General features: G+C 47.3%; 20 protein-coding genes. 4 read left to right on the top strand and 16 right to left on the bottom strand.

Annotation, left to right across the window (positions count from 1 at the left end):
- Nucleotides 1-695 precede the first annotated feature (695 nt).
- From ABU165_RS18380 to ABU165_RS18340, 9 genes are all read right to left on the bottom strand, one after another.
- Nucleotides 696-1,412, bottom strand: coding sequence for a LutC/YkgG family protein (locus tag ABU165_RS18380; protein WP_318060744.1), 717 nt, complete (start codon nucleotides 1,410-1,412; stop codon nucleotides 696-698).
- On the bottom strand, nucleotides 1,412-2,839 hold the full coding sequence (locus tag ABU165_RS18375) for a LutB/LldF family L-lactate oxidation iron-sulfur protein (protein WP_009791804.1): 1,428 nt from the start codon (nucleotides 2,837-2,839) through the stop codon (nucleotides 1,412-1,414). Before ABU165_RS18375 ends, ABU165_RS18380 begins: the two co-directional genes overlap by 1 nt.
- Nucleotides 2,840-2,866: 27 nt before the next feature.
- Nucleotides 2,867-3,583: a (Fe-S)-binding protein gene (locus ABU165_RS18370; RefSeq protein WP_009791805.1), complete on the bottom strand. Its 717-nt coding sequence runs from the start codon at nucleotides 3,581-3,583 to the stop codon at nucleotides 2,867-2,869.
- A gap of 183 nt (nucleotides 3,584-3,766) precedes the next feature.
- Complete coding sequence (locus ABU165_RS18365; protein ID WP_187445534.1) at nucleotides 3,767-5,551, bottom strand: L-lactate permease; 1,785 nt, start codon at nucleotides 5,549-5,551, stop codon at nucleotides 3,767-3,769.
- 227 nt (nucleotides 5,552-5,778) lie between these two features.
- Nucleotides 5,779-6,498 (bottom strand): FadR/GntR family transcriptional regulator, encoded by a 720-nt coding sequence (locus ABU165_RS18360; protein ID WP_101551757.1) that lies wholly within the window; start codon nucleotides 6,496-6,498, stop codon nucleotides 5,779-5,781.
- A gap of 85 nt (nucleotides 6,499-6,583) precedes the next feature.
- Nucleotides 6,584-7,291: a hypothetical protein gene (locus ABU165_RS18355; protein ID WP_318060745.1), complete on the bottom strand. Its 708-nt coding sequence runs from the start codon at nucleotides 7,289-7,291 to the stop codon at nucleotides 6,584-6,586.
- A 77-nt stretch (nucleotides 7,292-7,368) separates the two neighbouring features.
- Nucleotides 7,369-7,794 carry a flavoprotein gene (locus ABU165_RS18350; RefSeq protein ID WP_318060746.1) on the bottom strand — a complete coding sequence of 142 codons (426 nt, stop codon included), beginning with the start codon at nucleotides 7,792-7,794 and terminating at the stop codon, nucleotides 7,369-7,371.
- Between the two features lie 73 nt (nucleotides 7,795-7,867).
- The gene (locus ABU165_RS18345; RefSeq protein ID WP_318060747.1) at nucleotides 7,868-9,223 is read right to left on the bottom strand and encodes a DUF4179 domain-containing protein; all 1,356 of its coding nucleotides are present in this window, start codon (nucleotides 9,221-9,223) and stop codon (nucleotides 7,868-7,870) included.
- Nucleotides 9,208-9,780 (bottom strand): sigma-70 family RNA polymerase sigma factor, encoded by a 573-nt coding sequence (locus ABU165_RS18340; RefSeq protein WP_318060776.1) that lies wholly within the window; start codon nucleotides 9,778-9,780, stop codon nucleotides 9,208-9,210. Before ABU165_RS18340 ends, ABU165_RS18345 begins: the two co-directional genes overlap by 16 nt.
- A 200-nt stretch (nucleotides 9,781-9,980) precedes the next feature.
- Between ABU165_RS18340 and ABU165_RS18335 the strand changes: the two genes are divergently transcribed.
- A complete protein-coding gene (locus ABU165_RS18335) occupies nucleotides 9,981-10,274 on the top strand; it encodes a DUF5634 family protein (RefSeq protein ID WP_318060777.1) in 294 nt (97 codons plus the stop codon).
- 49 nt (nucleotides 10,275-10,323) lie between these two features.
- On the opposite strand, the gene ABU165_RS18330 is transcribed toward ABU165_RS18335, so the two are convergent.
- Complete coding sequence (locus ABU165_RS18330; protein WP_318060748.1) at nucleotides 10,324-12,369, bottom strand: bifunctional diguanylate cyclase/phosphodiesterase; 2,046 nt, start codon at nucleotides 12,367-12,369, stop codon at nucleotides 10,324-10,326.
- A gap of 183 nt (nucleotides 12,370-12,552) precedes the next feature.
- Between ABU165_RS18330 and ABU165_RS18325 the strand changes: the two genes are divergently transcribed.
- The 3 genes from ABU165_RS18325 (at nucleotide 12,553) to ABU165_RS18315 (ending at nucleotide 15,880) form a co-directional block, all read left to right on the top strand.
- Nucleotides 12,553-12,978, top strand: coding sequence for a MarR family winged helix-turn-helix transcriptional regulator (locus tag ABU165_RS18325; protein ID WP_009791814.1), 426 nt, complete (start codon nucleotides 12,553-12,555; stop codon nucleotides 12,976-12,978).
- 123 nt (nucleotides 12,979-13,101) lie between these two features.
- Nucleotides 13,102-13,728, top strand: a complete 627-nt coding sequence (locus tag ABU165_RS18320; protein ID WP_009791815.1) for an FMN-dependent NADH-azoreductase — start codon at nucleotides 13,102-13,104, stop codon at nucleotides 13,726-13,728.
- Between the two features lie 109 nt (nucleotides 13,729-13,837).
- Entirely contained in the window at nucleotides 13,838-15,880 is a 2,043-nt protein-coding gene (locus ABU165_RS18315; RefSeq protein WP_318060749.1) for a molybdopterin-containing oxidoreductase family protein, read from the top strand.
- Between the two features lie 47 nt (nucleotides 15,881-15,927).
- On the opposite strand, the gene ABU165_RS18310 is transcribed toward ABU165_RS18315, so the two are convergent.
- The 6 genes from ABU165_RS18310 to ABU165_RS18285 all read right to left on the bottom strand — a co-directional run bounded on the left by ABU165_RS18310 (nucleotide 15,928) and on the right by ABU165_RS18285 (nucleotide 21,872).
- Nucleotides 15,928-16,542, bottom strand: coding sequence for an acetate uptake transporter (locus ABU165_RS18310; protein ID WP_318060750.1), 615 nt, complete (start codon nucleotides 16,540-16,542; stop codon nucleotides 15,928-15,930).
- A 211-nt stretch (nucleotides 16,543-16,753) separates the two neighbouring features.
- Complete coding sequence (locus tag ABU165_RS18305) at nucleotides 16,754-17,638, bottom strand: helix-turn-helix domain-containing protein (RefSeq protein ID WP_318060751.1); 885 nt, start codon at nucleotides 17,636-17,638, stop codon at nucleotides 16,754-16,756.
- 84 nt (nucleotides 17,639-17,722) lie between these two features.
- Entirely contained in the window at nucleotides 17,723-18,148 is a 426-nt protein-coding gene (locus tag ABU165_RS18300; protein ID WP_318060752.1) for a YhfM domain-containing protein, read from the bottom strand.
- Between the two features lie 107 nt (nucleotides 18,149-18,255).
- Nucleotides 18,256-19,704, bottom strand: coding sequence for a phytoene desaturase family protein (locus tag ABU165_RS18295; RefSeq protein ID WP_318060753.1), 1,449 nt, complete (start codon nucleotides 19,702-19,704; stop codon nucleotides 18,256-18,258).
- Between the two features lie 157 nt (nucleotides 19,705-19,861).
- The gene (locus tag ABU165_RS18290) at nucleotides 19,862-20,254 is read right to left on the bottom strand and encodes a hypothetical protein (protein WP_170939554.1); all 393 of its coding nucleotides are present in this window, start codon (nucleotides 20,252-20,254) and stop codon (nucleotides 19,862-19,864) included.
- A gap of 352 nt (nucleotides 20,255-20,606) precedes the next feature.
- A complete protein-coding gene (locus tag ABU165_RS18285; RefSeq protein WP_318060754.1) occupies nucleotides 20,607-21,872 on the bottom strand; it encodes a hypothetical protein in 1,266 nt (421 codons plus the stop codon).
- Nucleotides 21,873-22,041 lie beyond the last annotated feature (169 nt).

Genomic DNA, 22,041 nt, shown 5'->3' with positions numbered 1-22,041 from the left:
TCCCTCGTTTATTTCAGATTGCCTGTTTAATTTTCTCTTCTTTTTTAAGGATACTGGAAGGGGATTTGAAAATAAAGAGAGAAAAGCGGAGGCGCCATTAAGGAGTGTTGTTTAGAAACATAGAAAAAAGCTGATCCAATTTGGAGCAGCTTTTAGACTTTTTTCACTTGTTAATGGGGGCTGTTGATTTGCGTTGCAGGCACTTCGCTTTCCGCGGGGCGACGCTGAGCCTCCTCAGAGCAAGCTCTTGCGGGGTCTCAGCCTTGCCGCTATCTCCCACAGGAGTCTGCGTGCCTTCCACTCCAATCAACAGGTCTTCGAAATTTTTTGGCATGGTTTCCATTGAAAAGTTGTTTAACACAAATAACTCTTTTGGGTGGTTATACCCTTTTTTCAATCTGATTCAACTCATAGACTCTTTTTCTCTTGCTAATGGGGGCTGCTGATTTCCGTTTCAGGCACTTCGCTTTCCGCGGGACAGCGCTGAGCCTCCTCAGAGCAAGCTCTTGGGGGGTCTCAGCCTTGCCGCTATCTCCCGCAGGAGTCTGCGTGCTTCCACTCCAATCAGCAGGTTTTCGGAATTTATATGGTAAGCCTTGGCTGAAATGTTATGCAGCTTAAATAACTTTTAGTCTGCTTATAACTTGATTTTGGGAGCCTTTTATTACTGAACAGCTTTATTTCGTCAGCTTTCCTTATAAGTCATCCACTACCAAATAAACAGCTTTGACTGGGCCATGGACGCCGACGATTAGGTTCATTTCGATGTCGGCGCTGTTGCTTGGGCCGGAGATGAAGTTGATGCAGGATGGGACTTCTTCTCCTTTGGCTGCCATTTCGTGGATGGCTTTGGCTGCCTGGGTCATTCTTGGGACGATGGTGCTTTTTGGGATGATGGCAAAGTAGATGGCCGGAAGCAGGCTGACGGACCGCCCTTTTCCTTGGCCGCTGAATAGGACAACGGTTCCGGATTCTGCCAGGGTTGTGTCACTGAAGGTGATCCCGATATCGGCGGTTGCTGAAATGGCGAGGTTTTCTTCCCCGGCTTCGGGATCCCATACATGCAGACCGATTCCGTCCGTTTTAAGGGTGCTTTGCATGCTGCCGAGCCCGCATTCTTCAAAACGGGGGTCATCCCATGTGACGACTGATTTTCCGCCTGTTTCCTTTATCAGTTCTGTTATCAGAAAAGGAAGGTCGGCTGTTACTGTCCGATGCACTTCTGTATGGATGATTTCACATTGCTTGATGAGGACTTCGGCAAGCTCATCCTGTGAAAAGCCCTTTAGGACCTCCCACTGCGGATTATGCTTCCAGACCGGCTTTTCAACATGATTGCGCCGTTCCCGTCCAAGATTCTTCGCCAGGTTATCCAGGAAAGATGAGCGGTTTTGGATTTGTCCTGCAGGCATTATTTGTCACCCTCTTTTTCTCTCTTTTTGAACCAGTCCCTGAACCGGTCTTTCTTAGGTGCCGGGAATTCGCGGATATCTGTCCAATTTTTCAGCGGGCCGGGTCCTTTGGAAATTTTCTCATCCTTTGAAAAGACGCCAAGTGCCGCCGGTGCCAGCTTTGAACCGATATTGTACATGGCCGGTGAAGCAGTACCCATGCTGAAGGCCTTCATGGAAAGATTCTCAAAGGCAGGAGCCCTGCCCTCTTTCTCGACAATTTCCTGGCGATGGCGCAGCAGGTGCTCGTGAAGCGGAATCTTTACCGGGCATGCCTCTGTGCACGCCGCGCATAAGGTTGAAGCATAAGGAAGTTCTTTAAATTCATCGTAGCCGCCCAATAATGGCGACAGGACAGCCCCGACCGGTCCCGGATAGATGGAGCCGTAGGAATGTCCGCCTACATGGCGGTAGACCGGGCAAACATTGATGCAGGCTGCACAGCGGATGCAGTGCAGGATTGACTGGAAGGCCGTCCCCAATATCTTCGAGCGCCCATTGTCGACGATGACCAGGTGGAATTCCTCCGGTCCGTCAACATCGCCCTCCTGCTTGGGTCCGGTCAGGCCGGTGACATAGCTTGTCAGCTTCTGCCCGACTGCCGCCCTTGTCAAAAGGCTGACCAGGACCTCCATTTCTTCCCAGGTCGGTACAATCCTCTCCATGCCCATAACGGTGATCTGCGTCTTCGGGATCGCCGTAACCATCCGGGCATTTCCTTCATTCGTCACAAGAGAAACCGTGCCGGACTCTGCAATGGCAAAATTGCAGCCTGTGATGCCGATGTCTGCCTCCAGGAATTCCTTGCGAAGCTTTTCCCGTGCAAACAAGGCAAGCTCTTCCGGCTTTTCCGTTTTGTCATAGCCCAGCTTCGCTTTGAACACATCGCGGATTTGTTCTTTGTTTTTATGAAGTGCGGGCGTGACGATATGGGAAGGAGGATCATGGTCATCGACCTGCAGGATCCACTCCCCAAGGTCGGTTTCAATGACTTCGCAGCCGGCCTTTTCAAGCGCCTCGTTCATGTTGATTTCTTCTGTGACCATTGATTTGGACTTAACGACCTTTTTTCCTTTTTTCCGTTTTACAACATTCGTGATATAGTCATTCGCTTCTTCCGCCGTTTCCGCAAAAAAGACATGGCCGCCGCGCTTTGCCACATTTTCGCTCAGCTGCTCCAGATAGTAGTCAAGATTTTCTATTGTATGGGAGCGGATTTCTTCGCCAAGCTGGCGCCAGTCCTCCCAGTTCCCAAGCTCTTCCGCTGCATTCAGGCGCCCTGTGCGGAAGCGCCCCTGTGCAGAGGAAACGGCTCCACGCATAAACGTATCATTGATGCCGCCGGCTACCCGTTCCTTGAAGGGCTTATCCCCAATCTTCATTGCCATTTTTATTCCCCCTCTTTCTCTGCACTTTTACCTGCTGTTTAGGACGGATGCTATGTGCATTACTTTGATCTGCTTTCCGTGCCTCTCGATCCGCCCGCCGATATTCATCAGGCAGCCGCAATCACCGCCTATTAAAATATCAGCCTCTGATTCTTCAATATGCATGACTTTTTCATCGACCATCTGCTCTGAAATCGGTGTCATTTTTACCGAAAAAGTGCCTCCAAAGCCGCAGCAGTCATAGCTGTTCTGAAGCGGCCTCATCTCAAGCCCCTTCACATTGCCCAGCAGCTTCATCGGCGCTTCCTTCACTCCGAGCAGCCTCGTCATATGGCAGGAAGTATGATAGGTTGCCTTCCCATCAAGCCTGGCACCGACATCTTCAACGCCGAGCACATCAACAATGAACTGCGTCAGTTCAAACGTTTTATCAGCCAAACGCTGGGCCCTCTCTTCCCATTTCGGGTCCCCTTTGAAAATATGGGGATATTCTTTGAACATCGTGCTGCATGATCCCGAAGGAGATACCACATAATCTGCATGCTCAAAAACTTTTATCATATGTTTCATCGATTCTTTCGCTTTTTCCACATAGCCGCTGTTGTAAGCAGGCTGTCCGCAGCATGTCTGACGCTCCGGGAAATCGACTTCACAGCCGAGCCTTTCGAGCAGCTCCACGGTATCTTTTCCCGCTTCCGTCTGGAATATATCGATCAGGCAGGTAACAAATAATGATACTTTCATCGATTTCACCTTTTCCTTGTTATCGCTTTCACTTCTTTTGAAAGCTGATTCACTTTTTTTACTTTTGATACTATATAGTTTAAATCTTTATACGTTTATAGTCAACAGGTCATCAGATGACTTTAGTACACTAAAATACTTTCCTAAGAAAAAGACAGGCCCCTTATAGGAACCTGCCGATTATCAAGCTGTTTTTTTCAGCTGCCTGCTTTCCGTACGGTTCTGTTTTTCCCCTTTGTACAGCATCACGAGGATGAAGCCGGCGGCAAGCGCGAGGATGGCTGTCCCTGCATTCAAGCCGAAGCCATTGATGGCTGTATAGCCGATCCCCCCGGCAAAAATGACATAGAAGGTCATCGGGATCAGTGTTTTTCTGATCAAATTTCCTTCTTTTCCGATCAGGCCTGCAGAAGAGGACGCAGCCACAACATTATGCACACAGATCATATTGCCGGCAGCTCCGCCGACTGCCTGCAGGGCAACAATTGTGGCAGGTGCTGCCATGATATTGTCTGCCACCCCGAACTGGAAGAGCGAAAACATCATATTGCTGATTGTATTGCTTCCGGCCGCAAATGCGCCGATCGCTCCAATCGTCGGTGCTGCAAGCGGCCAGTAGGAGCCGAATACCTCTGATATGCCCTCAGCGAGTGCGAGCGGCATGCTGGTATAGTCAGCTGCGTTGACGCCGGAATTGATGAATACCTGCACCATCGGCACTGCGAAAATAAGGGCTGCCATGGCACTGACAACGGTTTTGAAAGAATCTTTGACCGCCCGGCCGTATGCTTTCATATTCATCCTGTAAATAAGGATGGAGATCAGCGATACAGCAATGAATACCACACCGGGAATATTCAGCGGCTTGGATTCAACTGTGATGACTGTCCCGAATACATTCTCAAGGCTGATGACCCAGGACTGGATCCACCCGGCAAACGGGAGTGTCTTCAGTCTTGTCAGCACCAGCAGTACCGCAACAAGGATGTAAGGCATCCAGGCTGCCAGGAAAGAGACAGGCTTTTTCGCAGCATCTTCTTTATCAACCTGGAGGGTTCCCGTCCAGGCAGGATCCCAGTTGTCTGCTGAATCGAAATCCCAGGACTTTTTCGGAACAAGGAATCCCTTCCTTGCTGCCGGCACCACAATGGCAAGTCCTATCAAACCGCCGATCATGGACGGGAATTCCGGTCCAAGGAGATTGGCCACAAGCGCGTAAGGCACCGTGAATGCGAGTCCTGCGAAAATAGCAAACTTCCAGATGGCAAGCCCTTCTGCAATCGATTTATTTTTTCCAAAGAAATAAGTCAGCATCGTAACCATAAAGAGAGGGATGAATATCCCGATCACTCCGTGAATCAGGGCAACCTGGCCGCCGATACCGTTTATGTATGCCTCCATCGTTGTTCCTTGTTCAGCAACATAGCTTTGGACAAGCGGCGAATCCTTCAGTCCGGTATTGACGCCGATCAGGATCGGTGTACCGACGGCTCCATATGATACCGGCGTTGACTGCAGGATCAGGGCAACCATGACAGCTCCCATCGCGGGGAATCCGATTGCCACAAGAAGCGGACCGACAATTGTCGCCGGGGCTCCCCATCCTGCGGCACCTTCCAGGAAGGAACCGAACAGCCAGCAGACGATGATCGTCTGGACGCGCCTGTCAGGCGAGATGCTCATAAAGCCTTTACGTATCGTAAAGATGGCACCGCTTTCTTTCAAGGTGTTAAGAAGCAGGATTGCTCCAAAGACAATCACCCCTACTTCAAGGGCGGTCGCCAGGCCTTTGACAGCAGCAGCCCCGATCTGGGCGCCAGGCACCTTCCACACAGCCATGGCCATCAGGACGGTTACGATCAGCGATAAAGGCATCGCCTTATTCGCTGGCCATCTCAATATGACTAAAAAAACAAATACCGAAACAATCGGTATGGTAGCAATGAGAGCGAGCATTCCAATACTCATGGTTTTTCTCTCCTTTTTAATAGCATATTCATTCATCATGTTAACAGGTCATCAGATGACTTTATTCTATTAAACAGTATAAGTAAAACGCTTTCACATTACAATAGGAAATTTTCAGATATTAACTTTTGCAGGGAGTCCCGCTTTTCGGTTTTAATGGATTCCTAAATACCGAGCAAAGAATCATAAAAAATAAATAAGCCTGCATCCCCCTCGGATGCAGGCTCTCACTCTTCCATTTCGTTCATATATTTCATCAGGACCTCTTCCACACTGTGCAGGTGGTCAAGCATCAGCTGCTGGGCGCGGGGCCCATCCTGGTCCCGGATGCTTTCATAGATGCTCTGGTGCTCGAGTGTGAGGCGGCCTAAAGCTTTTTCGGTAGAATACAGCCAGATTCTCCTTGTCTCACGCATGGTGGTTACCATCATTTCCGAAACATTATTCATCAGGCTGATCAGCAGATCATTTTGCGACGCCTTGGCAATCGCCATATGAAACTGAAAATCCGCTTCTTCCCCAAGCTCTTCATCGCTGGCCTTTTTCATCTGCTCAAGCGCTGATTCAATTTCAGCCAGCTGCTCTACCGTACGCCTTTCTGCAGCAGCACTGACGGCGCCGACCTCAAGGATCCTCCGCACCTCCAGAAGATTTTTAACATCTGTCTTTTTCATCAGCATGGCTGTATATACTGGAAGTGTCAGCATATTGGATTCAAATTCCCTGATATAAGTTCCTTCGCCCTGGTGCATTTCCACAAGTCCCATGGCACGCAAAGCGCTCAAGGCCTCCCGGACGGCAGACCTGCCGACCTGGAAGTTTTCCGCCAGCTGCTGGACCGAAGCAAGCTTATCTCCCGGCTTCAGCTCTCCTGACTTGATCATATCCATTAGCGCCTCAGCAATTTCTTCATATATTTTACGCGGTTTAATCCGTTTATAGTTCACATGGCTCACCCCATTATCCTTCTGCTTCTGATTTTATAGCATAATGGATGAACGGACAATGCGGAGAGGCCTGCTAAGATTCTTTTTATCTGGCATAGGGTTCAATCAGCGGCTTTTCAGACCGGTAATACATCTGAGCATCAGGCTCTGAGATCAAGACGCCCTTCCCATCCTTTTCAATATAAATGACTGACTCCAGGCCGCTTCCCCATTTAGGCTCTGTCCCGGAAAGAAGGTAAGGAAATCTTTCATCATGATTGTCGTCCATCGTTATTTCCCTGTACCATTCTTCACTATCAAAATTTCCCCTGGTCCATGTTCCTGTCTCCAGCAGTGCTCCCTGGCGGAGAACTGTCCGTTCTGCTGAAGGGTGCAGCAGGACCACTTCTGCATTCTCAACACTGGCCAAATAGACGGCAGGATCCTTTGTGTCATAGACCCCATGGTAAAACATAGCCGCTGCAAGTGAAGCCGCAAGCAAAGCAAAATTGGCGGCAAACCCCAGCCAGGCAAACCGCCGGTACTTTGCCCATCTCCCTTCTTTGCCCCTGGAGAAAAAATAGAGAATCCATACCCCGAGAGGCAGTATCGGCAGCCGGATAGGCAGGCCGTCACTTTGCCAGTTAATTGAAAAAGAAAAGAGTCCAATAAACATAATGAGGATGATTTTTAATACCTTGGGCTTTTCATCCTGCTTTTTATATAAAACGATTGCGGCAATCACAACAGCTGCATATGCCAATATGGTGGCTGCCCATTCTACTGCGTTACCTGTAAAATCCAGATTGATCATGAAGCTCACCTCCTGCGGTTCCATTTACTGTTATATGTATGATAGCAAAGAAAAAGGACCACTGCGCATGGTCCTTTTCAGATATGCTGCTGGAGCTGCAGGGTGCCGATTCTTTCCGGGGAAATTCCTGTTTCTACATAGCTTCTGGCCTGCTTCCAGCTGCCTTCTCCGTCTTTTTTGAAGGTATCGAAAAAGAGATTGGCTGTGCCGATCCGTTCTCCCTTTATAATAATCGAGGCCGACAAGACCGCCATCACTTCATCCTCCTTCAGCGGAATGACAGCAAGCTCCTTCAAATCCCAGATCCCTTCATTCTCTTTTACATACCGAAATCCCTGCTCCCAGCCTTTGACCGACTCATCGTAGCCAAAATCATCAATCTGATCCCCGCGGATTTCCCTTGCCTGATAATCCTTTGATATCAGCTCTTTCATTTCTTCGAGCGAGGATTTCCTCCAGACCTGGAGATAATGGTTGAGAAATGATTTGAATTCCTGTTCCATTGCTCAGCCTCCTGTATATTCTTGTTGGAGTTAACTTCTACAGTGGAGAAGGGATATCCTTTTCCTGAAAGGATTATTTGATCGGTACTTCCATTTGGAATTCTTCTATGAGCTCGGGAGCCTTTTCATTAAAATATTTGATGAAAAGACCTTCATCCGGCGTATTCGGGAACACTTCTTCAACAAGATAAGCTTCGCCTCCTAAATATTCCCGGGACTTCTCAATGCCATGATAAAATTCCCCATTTTTATCTGTAAGCATAAACTGAAAATCATTCAGGAACGCCAGGGAGCTTTTATATTTATAGGCAATTATGAGTGTTTGGTCTGCCCTTTCAATCCCTTCTATTTCAATGCTGCCCATTTCTCCCATCTGGAAGGCTGCTTCAGTTGAGAGCGGGGTACTACTTAGAGGCGTATCTTCTTTAAACCTGTTTGAAGTCCCATTTATCACCTGTATGGTTACGGTTGACGAACCTTTGTCCACTTGCTCGAAAAACTCTTTGTATTCAGTCACACTGTACCATTGGCCGTTTTCTTTTGTCTGGGTCCCCATTCCCATTGTCCAATTGTTTAAATTCCTTAAAACTTTGCCATTTTCATCAATAAGCCTGATTGTATGAGACGGATAGGGCTCCCTATTGTTATATGGCTCCTTATATCGGAGATTAACCGATGTAGTCAGCGGGCTCAGCTTAATACTCTTTAGTTCTAGTACTTTGTTTTCCCACTGTTTAACCATATTCATAGGGATGGTTTTAATATCCTCTGATTTTTCAACAGGGAACTGGAACCGGAACGAGAAGTCCTTTTCCCATTTGTAAGATTTGTCTGTTGTAGCTTTATATAGAAAGTCCACCTTTATTTTATCCGGCAATTCGCCTTTATCATAATCGTACGTAAAGGTTGAGATGCCTGCCACTTTGTTTTCAGAAATCTGTTCATCCCTTACACCATTTCTGGAGATACCCTCTTCAGAATGATTAAGGGGTATATAAGCATCGATTTGTTTATATGAGTAATTATTTATCGGCTTTTCTGATTCAATCACATAACTGATTGAGAGTCTGCGTCCATCGTAAACTGCTTCCTTTATGCTCATCTTAATCCCATCTTCCTGCTTTTCTAAAGATAAAAGCGATACATTTCCGCCTTTTGAGGCCTTTTGGAGCCCTTCATCGCCAAAAAGGCTGAATATGGAATCAAAGAAAGGAAAGTTTGAAAAAGCAAATGCCTTTGTTCCTGATCCGAATAAAGCCAAGGAACCTGCCAAAGTGAGGAGAACTGCAGCTGCTGCAATCGATTTGATCCGCCATTTAAAGAAAAGTGGTTTTTCACTATTTTTTATACAGTCCTGCACCTTCTGTCTGTCCTCTGCAGTAAATTCCACCTCACTAAAAAGATCTTTGCTTTTTATATCCTGTCCCATTGCATGTCCTCCTTTCTAAATATCGCCCCGAGCTTTTCTCTTCCCCGTTTCAGTCTCGTTTTGACAGTATTCTCTGATATACGAAGAGTGGAGGCGACCTCTCCAACTGTAAACTCCTGATAGTAGTATAGAAAAATGACCTCTTTATATTTCGGGCTTAAAGACATGATACAATCCCTGATTTGCCTTTTATGGTCTTTTTCGAGTAACGCTGCCTCAGGGCTGTCCGCATGAGGTGTTGAGTTGTCCTCCTGTTTACCTGGTAAAAGTATCCTTTTGAAGTACGCACTCTTTAAATGGTCTTTGCACTGGTTAATGGTGATCCGGTACAGCCAGGTCTTCAGGGAAGACTCCCCTTTAAACTTTTGCAGGCTGGAGCTGCAGCTGATAAATACATTCTGTACAATATCCTTGGCCAGCCCGGCATCCTTTACATAAGAGAAAGCAAGCGTTGCAAGCTCCGTTCCGTATGTAACCATGATTTCTTCTAATATTTCTTCCAAATTTTCATTCTTTGCCAAATCCGGATTAAAATCCTGCTCACCTTCTATATACACCAAAACCCACCTCCTTGTTTAAAATTCGTGATTTGACGAGGTGAAGCAGCTGAGGGTTTCAAATTTTTTAAAAAAACAAATAATTATCATTATATCTCACACCTTTTTACAAGTAACCCATTCACTGTGAAGAATAAAACCTAAGAACCAAGCCATATTAAAAGCAGATAACAACGAAGGGAGACAGCACAGTGGAATCGATGACGCGTGAGCAGATTCTGGCGGATTTGCAGAGGTCTTTTGAGGGCTATTTGAATGAATACAGGGCGGACAGTATAGGCACTTATGAGGAGCCAGGCCAGGGCGGGCGCTATTATTTCGGCTGCACGGTCAAGAAGGATGATCGGACGTTCCATATACATACACCTTTTGCACAGCAGGAGGATGGAAGATTTACGGCTCTTGGAAACGGCTGGACGGCCGAGACGGATGATCCGATGCTTCAGGACAAAAGGGGATATGGAGATCTGGAGAGTGCACTCAAAGAAATCTAGCATATAGAAAAGGCAGGCTGGACTGAAAGTGTCCGGCCTGCCTTCTTTCTTAAACCAAGGCTTCTTCATGTCTGTTCTGTATCCAGTCCTGCAGCTCTTCTTCTTTCAGCGGGCGGGAAAAATAATAGCCCTGTACATGCGGCGATTCGCTTAAAGAAGCAATAAAGTCGATCTGGTCCTGATATTCTGCTCCCTCGATGACAACCTTTAAATTCAGGGAGCAGGACAGAGAAATGATCGCCCGCAGGATGGCCGAATCCTTTTCTGACATCGGCACCCCGTCGACAAAGGATTTATCAATTTTGATGGTCGAAATCGGTATTCTTTTTAAATACGAAAGAGAGGATACGCCTGTACCAAAATCGTCCAAGGCAACAGAAAGCCCCATTTCCCTGAACTGCGCCACTGCCTGAATGGCATTCTCGATATCATGGATGACGCTGGTCTCCGTGATTTCCAATTCAAGCAGATGGCTGCTGATATCATATTTCTCAAGACTGTCTATTAAAACGTTCAGCAGTTTGGCTGAAGTCAGATAAGGGCCCGGGATGTTAATGGAAATCTGGTGAAGGGCTGCCCCGTCTTTTCGCCAGTGGGACAGCTGAAGGCATACTTTTTCAATCACCCAGTCTGTGACTTTGAAAAGCTTCCCGCTTTCCTCGAGGATGGGAATGAAAACGCCTGGCGAAATCATGCCATGCCTGGGGTGGTTCCAGCGCAATAATGCCTCCATGCCTGAAACTTCCCATGTGCTTGAGGAGATTTTCGGCTGGTAGACAAGAAAAAGGTCGTCATTTTCCATAGCAAGTGTGATATCCTTAGCCAGTTCCTTTTCAAAGCTGTAGGTATGGACAGCGGGATTATATTCAATTACCTCATGCTTGTACCTGGTTGTTGAATGCAGGAGTACAGCCATTGTGCTTGAGAACAGTTCTTTATGCGGCTGTTTATCGCTGGCTACACTTACTGCACACACCATATCTATCACGAGACGCTGTTTTCCGATGATCAGCGGCTGAGTGAATACAGCCATGATTCTATGCAAGGCTGCCTTTAATTTTTCATATTCATGCTCCCCGGAGGCGAACATCGCAAAACGATTTCCTTCGATGCGGTATGCCTTCATTTCCAGCGGAAGCAGCCCTTTAATTCCCCCATGGACAGATTGGATGATTTCATCTCCGAATGAATAGCCAAAACCGCTGTTCCATTTCTCCAGGTCATGGATATGGATGATGGCCAGGCATCCTTTGCCCCCGTTTTTCAAATCCTGTTCAAACTGCCGCTGGTTCGGCAGCTTTGTAAGCGGATCAAAATAGCTCAGGCGGTATTCTACATAACGGTCCAGAAGGCTCGTCAGGCCGGAAATGGCAAGGAGAATCAAGATTCCCGCCGTGATGACGCCAATCAAGAGCCTCATATCCATACTATGCATCTCATGCAAAGCATGGCCCAATGGCGCATCTGTATAAAAAACAACAGCGGCCATACCGGTGTAATGCATACTTGTAATCGCAAGGCCCATGATAAGAGCAGTAGCCGCTTTTACCAGAAATCTGCCCATATATTTCTGCAGCACAGAAAATATATACAAGGCAACATAGGACACTACGATAGCAATGGCGATGGAGGCGGCAAACAGGCCCGGCTTATAGCTGTATTCAGCTTCCATCTTCATGGCAGCCATACCGAAATAATGCATGGCTGAGATGCCCATCCCCATGATGGCCCCTGAAATAGCAGATGGCCAATGAGTGCTGTTCTTCCGGTTGCTGATATAAAAGGCCAGATAAGAGGCCAAAAAGGCTGGAAACACAGAAACGATTGTAAGCGTCAAATCATACTTCATCGGCATCGGAAGCATGAACGCGCTCATGCCGATAAAATGCATGGACCAGATTCCGAGCCCCATGGCAATGGAAGACAGCAGCAGCCAGAACCTCTGCTGGAAAAAGCTTGGCTGCTGCATACGCTGGTTCATGGATAGTGCGGTATAAGACGCACAGCAGGCAATAATAATAGAAAGAAGAACAATCGGGACAGAATAATGTCCTTGCAGAATATATATATTCTCTGAGTCTCGGACTGTAAACATGGGTGTATAACCTCATTCATTTTTTATAGGCATATCATACTGGTTATATCGGCAGTTTTGTCCGATTATCAACTAAAAGATCACCTTCCGGCACATTGATGCTCAACTTATTGTTTTTTTGCTGTCATAACCATAAAATATGATTATCTGCAGCCTGTTTACTTATAGAACGGAGGAACCCTTTTGAAGCTTTCTTTTACCGATTACATCAGCATCTATATCCATCAGACCGACCTGACGCTGACCAGCTATGTAAAGAACAGGCTGGCGCCTTATAATCTGGCTCCCGAGCAAAATTTAATCATGATGCTGCTTTGGGAAAAGGATGGAATCACACAAAATGAAGTAGCGGAAAGGCTGCTGAAAGATAAAACCAATATTGCGCGCATGGTATCCAATCTTGAGAAAAAGGGATTTATTCAAAGGATCCAGCATAAAAGCGACCGCCGTTCCCTCCAGCTGTTCCTGACAGAAAAAGGCCGGGAGCTCGGGGAGCACATCATTCCCCTAACTGAGGAGTTCAACTCTCTCGTCTGCCAGGGAATCTCAGAGGAAGAGCAGAACGAAGTCAGAAGGATTCTCCGCAAAATGCAGGCAAATGTCCAGTAGTCTGTTCATTTGCCTGCATAAATGTTGCTACAACAACCAAGAATGTGGTAAAGTGATGTTTGTCTTATACAGCATCATTCACAGTTGCTATAGCAACCCAGAAAAATAAAGCGAGGTATTCTTATGTCAAACGTATTATTCATCAAAGCCAATTCCCGCCCGGCCGATCAGGCTGTAAGCGTTCAGCTCTATAATGCTTTTGTTGAAAGCTACAAAGAAGCTCATCCAGGCGAACAAATCACTGAGCTGGACCTATTCGGCGAAAACCTGCCATACTACAGCAATGATATGATGGGCGGCATGTTCAAGCTTGCTAAAGGCATGGAGCTTACGCCAGCTGAAACTGAAGCAGCAAACCTGGTAAACAAATATCTGGACCAGTTCCTGGCTGCAGATAAAGTGGTATTCGCATTCCCGCTTTGGAACTTCACTGTTCCTGCAGTACTGCACACCTATCTTGATTATCTCGGACAGGCAGGAAAAACTTTCCGCTATACAGCAGAAGGCCCTGTCGGTCTGCTGGGAGACAAGAAGGTTGTCCTTCTTAATGCACGCGGAGGCATTTATTCTGAAGGCCCTGCGGCAAGCGCTGAAATGGCCGTCAACTATGTAAGCACCATCCTGAACTTCTGGGGCGTCCAGAACGTTGAATCTATCATCGTTGAAGGCCATAACCAATTCCCTGACCGTGCACAGGAAATCATCAATGAAGGACTTGAAAAAGCAAAAGCGGCAGCGAAGGAATTTTAATCTGCCCGCACCATTAAGCCTGTTCCAATCGGAGCAGGCTTTTTCTTATATTGCAGGAATTGTCCAACTCTTTTAAGATACTAATATACGAAATAAGAGAGGCGGTCAAATGATGTCAGCTGCAGATACAGAGAATGGAATATTCAAGAGCGTATGCCCGCTGGACTGCCCTGATCAGTGCGGGCTGCTGCTGCATAAAGAGAAAGGAAGAATTGTTAAAATTGCCGGGGATCCGGAGCATCCGGTCACAAAGGGCCATATTTGCCAGAAGGTGCGGCATAAGGCTGAACGGATTTACGATGAAAAGCGCCTGACACATCCTTTGCGAAGAATTGGCAAAAAAGGCGAAGGCAGATTTGAGAGAATAAGCTGGGATGAAGCCATTCGGGAAATCACCTCGCATTGGAAAGAGCTTCTGCAAACTGCAGGACCCGAGAGCATCCTTCCTTACAGCTTCTATGGAAATATGGGAAGGCTGAATTCCGAGGGCATGGACCGGCGCTTCTTCAACCGGCTTGGCGCTTCAAAGCTGGATTATACAATATGCCAGGCGGCAGGCACCGTCGGCTACCGCTACACGATGGGCGGAAGCTTCGGCATTGATCCTGAGGATACGATCCATTCTAAGCTGATGATTTTTTGGGGCATCAATGCGGCAAGCACGAATATGCACCAGATCGCCCTGGCGCAAAAGGCGCGAAAGAACGGGGCAAAGCTGATCGTCATTGATGTCCACAAAAATCAGACAGGACGGGCTGCCGACTGGTTCATCCCCATCCTTCCAGGGACAGATGCAGCCCTTGCCCTTGGCATCATGCATATCCTGTTTGAGGAAAACATGGCGGATGAAGAATTCCTCAGGAACTGTACGGTTGGACATGAAGAGCTGAAAGCGCATTGTGCTGCCTATGATCCTGCTGCTGTTTCCGTTATCACCGGCGTCCCTGTGGATGATATTTATAAACTGGCAAGGATGTACGGGACCACTTCCCCTTCCTTCATCCGGATCGGCAATGGGATCCAGCACCATGACAATGGCGGCATGTGCATACGCACCATCTCCTGCCTCCCCGCGATCACAGGCCAATGGCTGAAAAAAGGCGGCGGAGCCATTAAAGGCAATGGCGGGTATCTGGCACTCAATAATTTCAAGCTGCAGCGCCCCGATCTTCGGAAGGAGAGCAGGGCCCGGACCATCAATATGAACCTTCTCGGCCAGGCGCTTCAAGAATCAGAGCACCCGATTCTGTCATTGTTCATCTACGGGACCAATCCTGCGGTTGTCGCTCCGGAAGCCAATCTGGTCAGGGGCGGCCTCAAGAGAGAAGATCTTTTCACGGTGGTCCATGATTTATTTTTAACCGAAACGGCCAAATATGCCGATATCGTGCTCCCAGCGACTTCCTCTTTTGAAAATACGGATTTGTACACCTCATACTGGCATCATTTTCTGCAGCTGCAGGAGCCGGTCATCAAACCTTATGGTGAATCAAAATCTAATGTGGAGGTTTTCCGGCTTTTGGCGGCAGGCATGGATTTTGAAGATGAGGCTTTTTCTGACACCGAGGCGGAAATGATCAGCCAGGCGCTCGATCATCCCGGAAATCCTGCACTGGATGGGGTCACTTACGAAACGCTGAAGGAGAATAGCTTTGTGAAGGGTAAGGTACAGCCTCTTTTCCCTGGTAAACTGCCAACGCCCAGCGGGAAAATTGAGCTGTATTCCGAGCAGATGGCAAAGGACGGCTATCCGCCGCTGCCTGTCTATACGCCGCTTGAAAAAGACAGCGAGCACCCGTTCCTCTTCGTCCCTGCGCCGAACCATAATTTCCTGAACTCCACTTTTTCCAATAATCAAAAGCATCAGGACCTGGAAAAAGAGCCGCAGCTGTTCATGAACAGTCAGGATGCACAGGAATTGGGGATTCTGGATGGGGACATGGTGAGAGTTTGGAATGACCGGGGCGAATGCATCCTGAAGGCGAATGCCGGGGATCGTGTGCTGCCGGGAGTCCTAGTGTCCCAAGGCCTCTGGGCAGATTCCCCCGGCAAAAAGCATCTTGTCAACGCACTCGTCCCTGACCGCATCGCCGACATGGGCGGAGGCGCCACCTTTTTTTCCGGACGTGTGAATGTGGAGAGATCTATATAAAAAAGGTGCCAGGCACGGGATTGCTCCCGATGCCTGGCACCCTCTTTTTATTTAAAAATCCCGAATGGCTTGCCGATTGGCAGCACGACTTTTCCAAAATGCGTATTCAGCACAATGGCCGCTGATCCATAAAAGGACAGAAGCGCAATGCACATTTCCGCAACAGCTGCCAGCATATGTGTCGCTTCATGCATAATGCCAAAGGTGCTCAGAGATAGACCGATAAACAGAAAATCGATGAACAAGAAAATGAAAAACAGCACCTTATGGGTCTCCATAGCCCCTACCGTCATAAAGAGGCTGAAAATCAAATAGCCGACGAACGCGAACCCCAGCTGCTTCGGGTCTCCATCCAAGGCAAGGGCTTCTCCAAAGAAGCCAAGCTGGATCAGCCAGGTCATGCCGACACCGAACCAGAACAATCCAAAAGCCCCGAAGGCCGTTGTCCCGAAAATATTATTATGCTTCGAATCCTGAACCGAAGCGAAAAGCTGCGCCAATCCGCCAAGGAAAAACGCCCAGGGAAGGATATAAGATAATCCGTCTGTCAGGCCCAATTTCTGTGATGACGCCACAAACGTGACCATGGCAAGGCCGAATAAGCCCAACGCGGATGGATCTGCTGCTGTGATTTTAACTTGTTTGTGATTCTGAGTCTCCATACTTTCCTCCTAATAAAAAACATACTCGTGTACTTTATAGGATAAAAGTAAGAGTGTCAACAGCCTATTAATGGGAAGGGCTTTATTACGCTGGTCAGCCCCATAGGCCGCTGATAAAATTCCACAGAAAGCTGCCTGTCTGAAGCTTCAGCAATGTGATCCCAATTACAAGGCCGGCCCCAAGGATTATGCCTGCTTTTTTCCTCATTCTCTACTCCTCTTCAAAAGAGAGATTGACCGGTTCTTCGTGAAGATCTCTTGTAAAATCAATATTGGTTGTAGGGACGGAGGTGCTGACTTCCTCAAACTTCAATTCATCCACCCACACTTTTCCCCTGCCGGATAGTATGACGCCAAAGGCAATCACCGCACTATTTTCCGGCACATCGAGGACAATATCACAATAATTCCAGCCTGTACTTCCCTTGATCGGGCGATTGCCCATATTATCGAACTGCAGTACTTCATCGGAAGCATTATCTACTCTCATCCAAAAGCTGCAAAAGCCGTCCACATTATTTGATTTCAGGAACCCGGAAAACTTAAGCCGCTTCCCGCAATAATTTTTTGCGTTGATTTCCTGCATCATGGTCGCAAATTCTCCTGGCGCTTCCACAGTCTGTGACTGCAGATACCCTGATGATTTTCCTTTGTGAAAAGTCTCATGATCAATTCCCATCTGGTAGTTGAACGGATGGCTTCCACTGAGCACCCATCCTTTTGGCTTCTGTTCTTTGTCCATGTTTTTTTCCTCCTTTTGCTCCGCCAGTTTCCCGATCAGCTTTCTGTATTTTCCCGGCGGCAAATGATAATATTTTTTGAATGATCTTGTGAAGGCTTCCTGTGATTCGAATTGAAAGTATAAAGCAATATCAAGGATTTTCTCATCTGTATAAAGCAGCATATGGGCACTGTTGGCAATCCTTCTGTAGCGGATGTACTCGGAAACCGTCACCCCGACTTCCTTCTGGAAAATCCGGTGGTAATGAAACTTAGAAAACCCGGCTGTCTGAGCGATATTGTCCAGCGACAGGTCCTCATGAAGGCTTGATTCAATATGCTCTATGCTTTTCTGGATGATGGAACTGTAGGCCACTGCTGGCACCTCCTTCCATATTTAAAATAACAAAAGCAGATGGCGGTTTTTTTGACCTATATTGCTAAGTTGAGCAAGCTGCCATTATTTTTTCTCTTCGATAAGCAGTTCCCTCAATTTCTCTGTATGTGCAGGAGAGGTGAGATAAACAGCATCATCCCCGATATACATGAAGGTGCTTCTCTCGTTTTCCCCGCCGAGCCACAGGTGGATCCCATGTGCCGGAAACTCCCCCTCCGGCTGATATTCCACCATCACGTCATATTCAGGATCTGAGATATCGGCCTTCCCAGGCTGCCGGACCGCAGATGTGATTGCATCCTCGAATCTGGTTAGACTTTCTTTGTCCTGAAAAGAATAGAGGATTTCTTCGTTCATCCCGCCGAATCCATCAGATTTTGAAACGTTCACTTCTGATATTGGCTCATCAAGCAGAACCATCTTCTCCGGTGCCTGGCACCCGGCTGAAAGAATGGCGAATAATATTAGCATAATGATAGATTGTTTCATGGTTGTCCTCCTCTGTTTTTCTCATTTTATACCAAAAAATGCGTGCCAGGCACCGCTCGTGGACATTTTTGGGGAAAGTGTCCATTTGCGGTGCCTGGCACGCAGGGTTAATGTTCTTTTATAATGGCCCTAGCGGCATTGCGGCCGCTTAGCGCTGCTGATAATGTACCCGGTCCTGGGAAAACCTGCTCTCCTGCTAAATAGAATCCGGGCAAGGAGGTACGAAAGCTTTTCGGCTTAATGACGCTGTTCCGGACGGTCAGGGGGAATCCGCCGACCTCCGTTTTCCCCACAAATTTTTGATATGTTAAAGGGGTGCCAGCTTCGGCCTTTTGCAAGCGGGTTTTAATTGAGGTGATTTTATCCACTTCATGGAGCAGTCTGCCTGTCAGTTGTTCTTTCCACTGCCTGTATTCTTCTTTTCCAAATGAAGCCCATATCGTGCTGTCGGTATGAACAGAAATCGTCAATATCATTTCGTCCTCAATTGTAAGCCCGCTTGCATCCCTCGATTCCTGCAGAGTTGCATAGATGGGGCCGTGAAATGCTTCCTGCTCCCCTTGCGGCATGATCTGATAGGCGAAAGGCAGGGTTTTTTGGTCCTTTCCTGACACAATACTGTCAACACGAAAGGCACCCCATGAAAACTCATCACCTTCACTATGGCTCGTCCCTTTCCCAAAGGAAATTCCGCTGTTATTGATGATAAGATCAAACGCTCCACTGCATTTTCTGCTTTCTGCCTTCCACTTATTTTCGCTTTTGCTGTACTTAATCTTCCTAACTGGTGAAACAAGCTTCACTCTTCCGCCAAGTTCCACTATCCTCTCTGCTAAAGCAGAGCTGATTTGCCCCAGTCCTTTTTCGATCGAAAAGCTTCCTTTCCTGTAAATGGTCAGGGCCAGGCTTGAAGGCAGCAAAGCAGCCTCAGAAGCATCGGTCTGCGCGGCATCCAGCAGCTGGGCATCTAAGAACAGCCTGAATGGAAGATAGTGTTCGAGCTTATGTTTCTTTAATAGGTCTTCTACTGTTGAAAGGGCATAACGTGCCAGTCTTAGCATGGAAACGGGACGCCGGAGGGCAAGGCGTGCAAAGCTCCCAAGGTCATAAAGTTTCTTTATCGGAAGAGATATCCCTGAAGCGGAAACAGCCTGTACCATTTCCCCGATTTTGTGAAGCTCTCTCCAGAACCGTAAAACACGCTCAGGGTGCTCAAAGAATACGCGCTGGAGCTCTTCCTCCCAGTATTCTGTGCGTTGGAAAATGGAAATTTTCCGATCAGGCAATATAACATCCATAGGATGGGGCAGACATTCTGCCGGGAGCTGTACCCCTGCTTCATTTAGCAGCTCTCTCAGCAGTCCTCCTTCTTCCAGTCCGAATGCGACAGTTGCGCCGGTCGGGAACATCCGTCCTTTTCGTATATAAAAGCCAGCCGATCCGCCAACGGTTGATGCCTTTTCCAGGACAGTCACCTGAAAGCCGGCATTGGCCAAAAGGGCACCGGCTGTCAGGCCCCCGATCCCGGCTCCGATTATACATACTGACTTTGCCATTTCACCGCCTCCATTCCTGCTGTACGCGCTAACATGTTTACCCCATTATAAGCAATATTGGCGGCGATATTGAAATTCTAATATGGTGTCTATACGGTGTCAGGCACCGCTCGTGGACAAATTCAGAAGAAGTGTCCATTTGCGGTGCCTGTCACGGTTAGGAATCTATCTCTTTTACATATATGGCTGCATTGGTTTTGATGGTGCGGCAGCCCTCCAGATCTGCTTCTTTTAGCAGGCCCAGGTCCAGGGCTGATTTAATTTTACCTTCATCCGGCTTTTTTTGGATCAGTTCATGGAGATTTAACTCTTCCAGCCTTTTTACGGTTGGTTCCTGCTCAAATTTCTCGGCTTTCCTGATCTGCCGCTGGAGTTTGAATGTGCTCACTGTGATTTCGCCCTTTTCATTTTGTCCGACAGATTGATCAAAATGGAGATTGAACATCTTTTTCAGCGACTCAAGCTCCTCTTCCGCAGCTTTCTTTGTCTTGCTCAATTCCACATAGCGCGCAAGGATTTCCTTTGTAACAATGCCATTCGCATTTACCAATTTCTCGCCCCATTTCTAAGATGATAGTTCATCTTATTAAGGCGAGGGTGGCATTATGCATGTCCCTTGAAAACATATGTTCCTGGTGAAATTAGTGCCTGGCACTGCCCATGGACAGAATGGGGGGAGGTGTCTTTTGGCAGTGCCAGGCACGGCAGCGGCTGGCACCGGAGTATTCCGGGATTCCAATATATGTATTTTATGTAGAATCACACTGATTTTATGTAGAATAACAAGAATTTTAGGTAGAATAACAGAATTTTTATGTAGAATCTCTTGCCCCTGCACAGTATTTAATGAAAAAACGCCCACTGATATCTATCAGAAGGGCATTTCCTGCATAAAATCCACTTTAAATATCATCGAGCAGAACAATCTCGCCTGTCTCAGCATCAACTGCATGCAGGCAGTCCAATTTTCCGCATAAAACATACTTTTCTCTCTCAACATCATAGACATAGACCGGTTTTAAGAAGAAGGATGATTTTAACATTTCAAAGGCTTCCTCCTTAATGACCGCTATCTCCCCTGATGCCTGGTAACCGTCGAACATGTCGAGCATCATCCTGTTGTCAAAATAATTTCTCGGCTCAAAACTATGGGCATCAATCACAACCGTCAGCTTTCGCTTAAAAACACTAGAATCCTGCCCGGATTTCCTTAATACCGCATCAATGCACCCGCGGCTCCTGCGAAGTGTTTTCAATGTCCACTGGCCGGACTCGCCAGGATATTCCCGGCTGAGCACCTGCCTGACAGCATCCGCGCATTTATCAGTCTCTTCCTCCCTGATCGGGCAGGACTCTATATGAGGTTCTCCGCCGAATGCCTGGTCTGCTCCAATGTCTTCGGATTCTATGATAGGCTTTCGTTCAAAAGGAACGTCTGAAGGCTTGTCCCAATCGATTACCTGATCGACCATAAGCTTTGGCTCCATCCCTATTGGGTCAAATTCAATCGTTTTCATCCTGTCATTCTTGACGAAAATTTCCTCAATCGCAAATAAAGAAAACCATTTTTCTTTTTCCCGGTTCGGGAATTGAGCGAATATCAGTTGCTCTCTAAGAAGATCTTCATCTATGTCTTCAAGCGAGAGAGCATATTTCTCCTCCTGTACCTGATCTGCTTCTGGGAAACTTCCATTTGAAGAAAAAGTAATCAGCCTTCCTTCCTCATCCGTTTCCAGCTCTATATAACCACCAGGATAGAGGGCGGTGCCATTGACAGCCGCTGAAAAATGCAGCCTTCTTCCCTCTTCCTTCGTCAGCATGAATTGCTGCCCATAGCTCAGGCCAGTTTCTTTCTCAATCCAATCAATCATACTGCCCCGGTCCCCGGGAACGAAAATAACTCCATCAGCCAATGTCTTCCCGCCCACAAATATAGCGCTCTTTGTCTTATTGCTTGGAATGGCCACTTCTATGACAGCCGTGCCCTCCGGATTGCTCTCATCATCCTCTGCTGCTGTACCGTTAGGGAACCATTCCATACAGAGAGTATAAACAGTCTTATTCTGAAAAGGTGAGTCTTGATAGAATCCGGTTCTACCGAGATCATATTCTGCCAGCCCGAACTTCTCAAAAGCTGAATCTGCAAGTTTCTTTATTCTTTGATCCATAGCTGCCTCCTTGTTTCATCCTAATCTCTTTACGAAAGAAACGGTAATTTGGTTTCAAAGAATGTGGCAGCAGTGCCTGGCACCGTCCGTGGACAAATGAGGGCAGAATGTCCATTAGCAGTGCCTGACACCAATATAAAGCCGCACTGAAAATTGACTGAATATTGCC

It is taken from the genome of Cytobacillus sp. T106 (assembly GCF_040492155.1).
Taxonomy (GTDB): Bacteria; Bacillota; Bacilli; order Bacillales; family Cytobacillaceae; genus Bacillus_AB; species Bacillus_AB infantis.
Note: the sequence above shows the minus strand (reverse complement) of the source record. Positions and strands in the feature narration are given on the sequence as shown.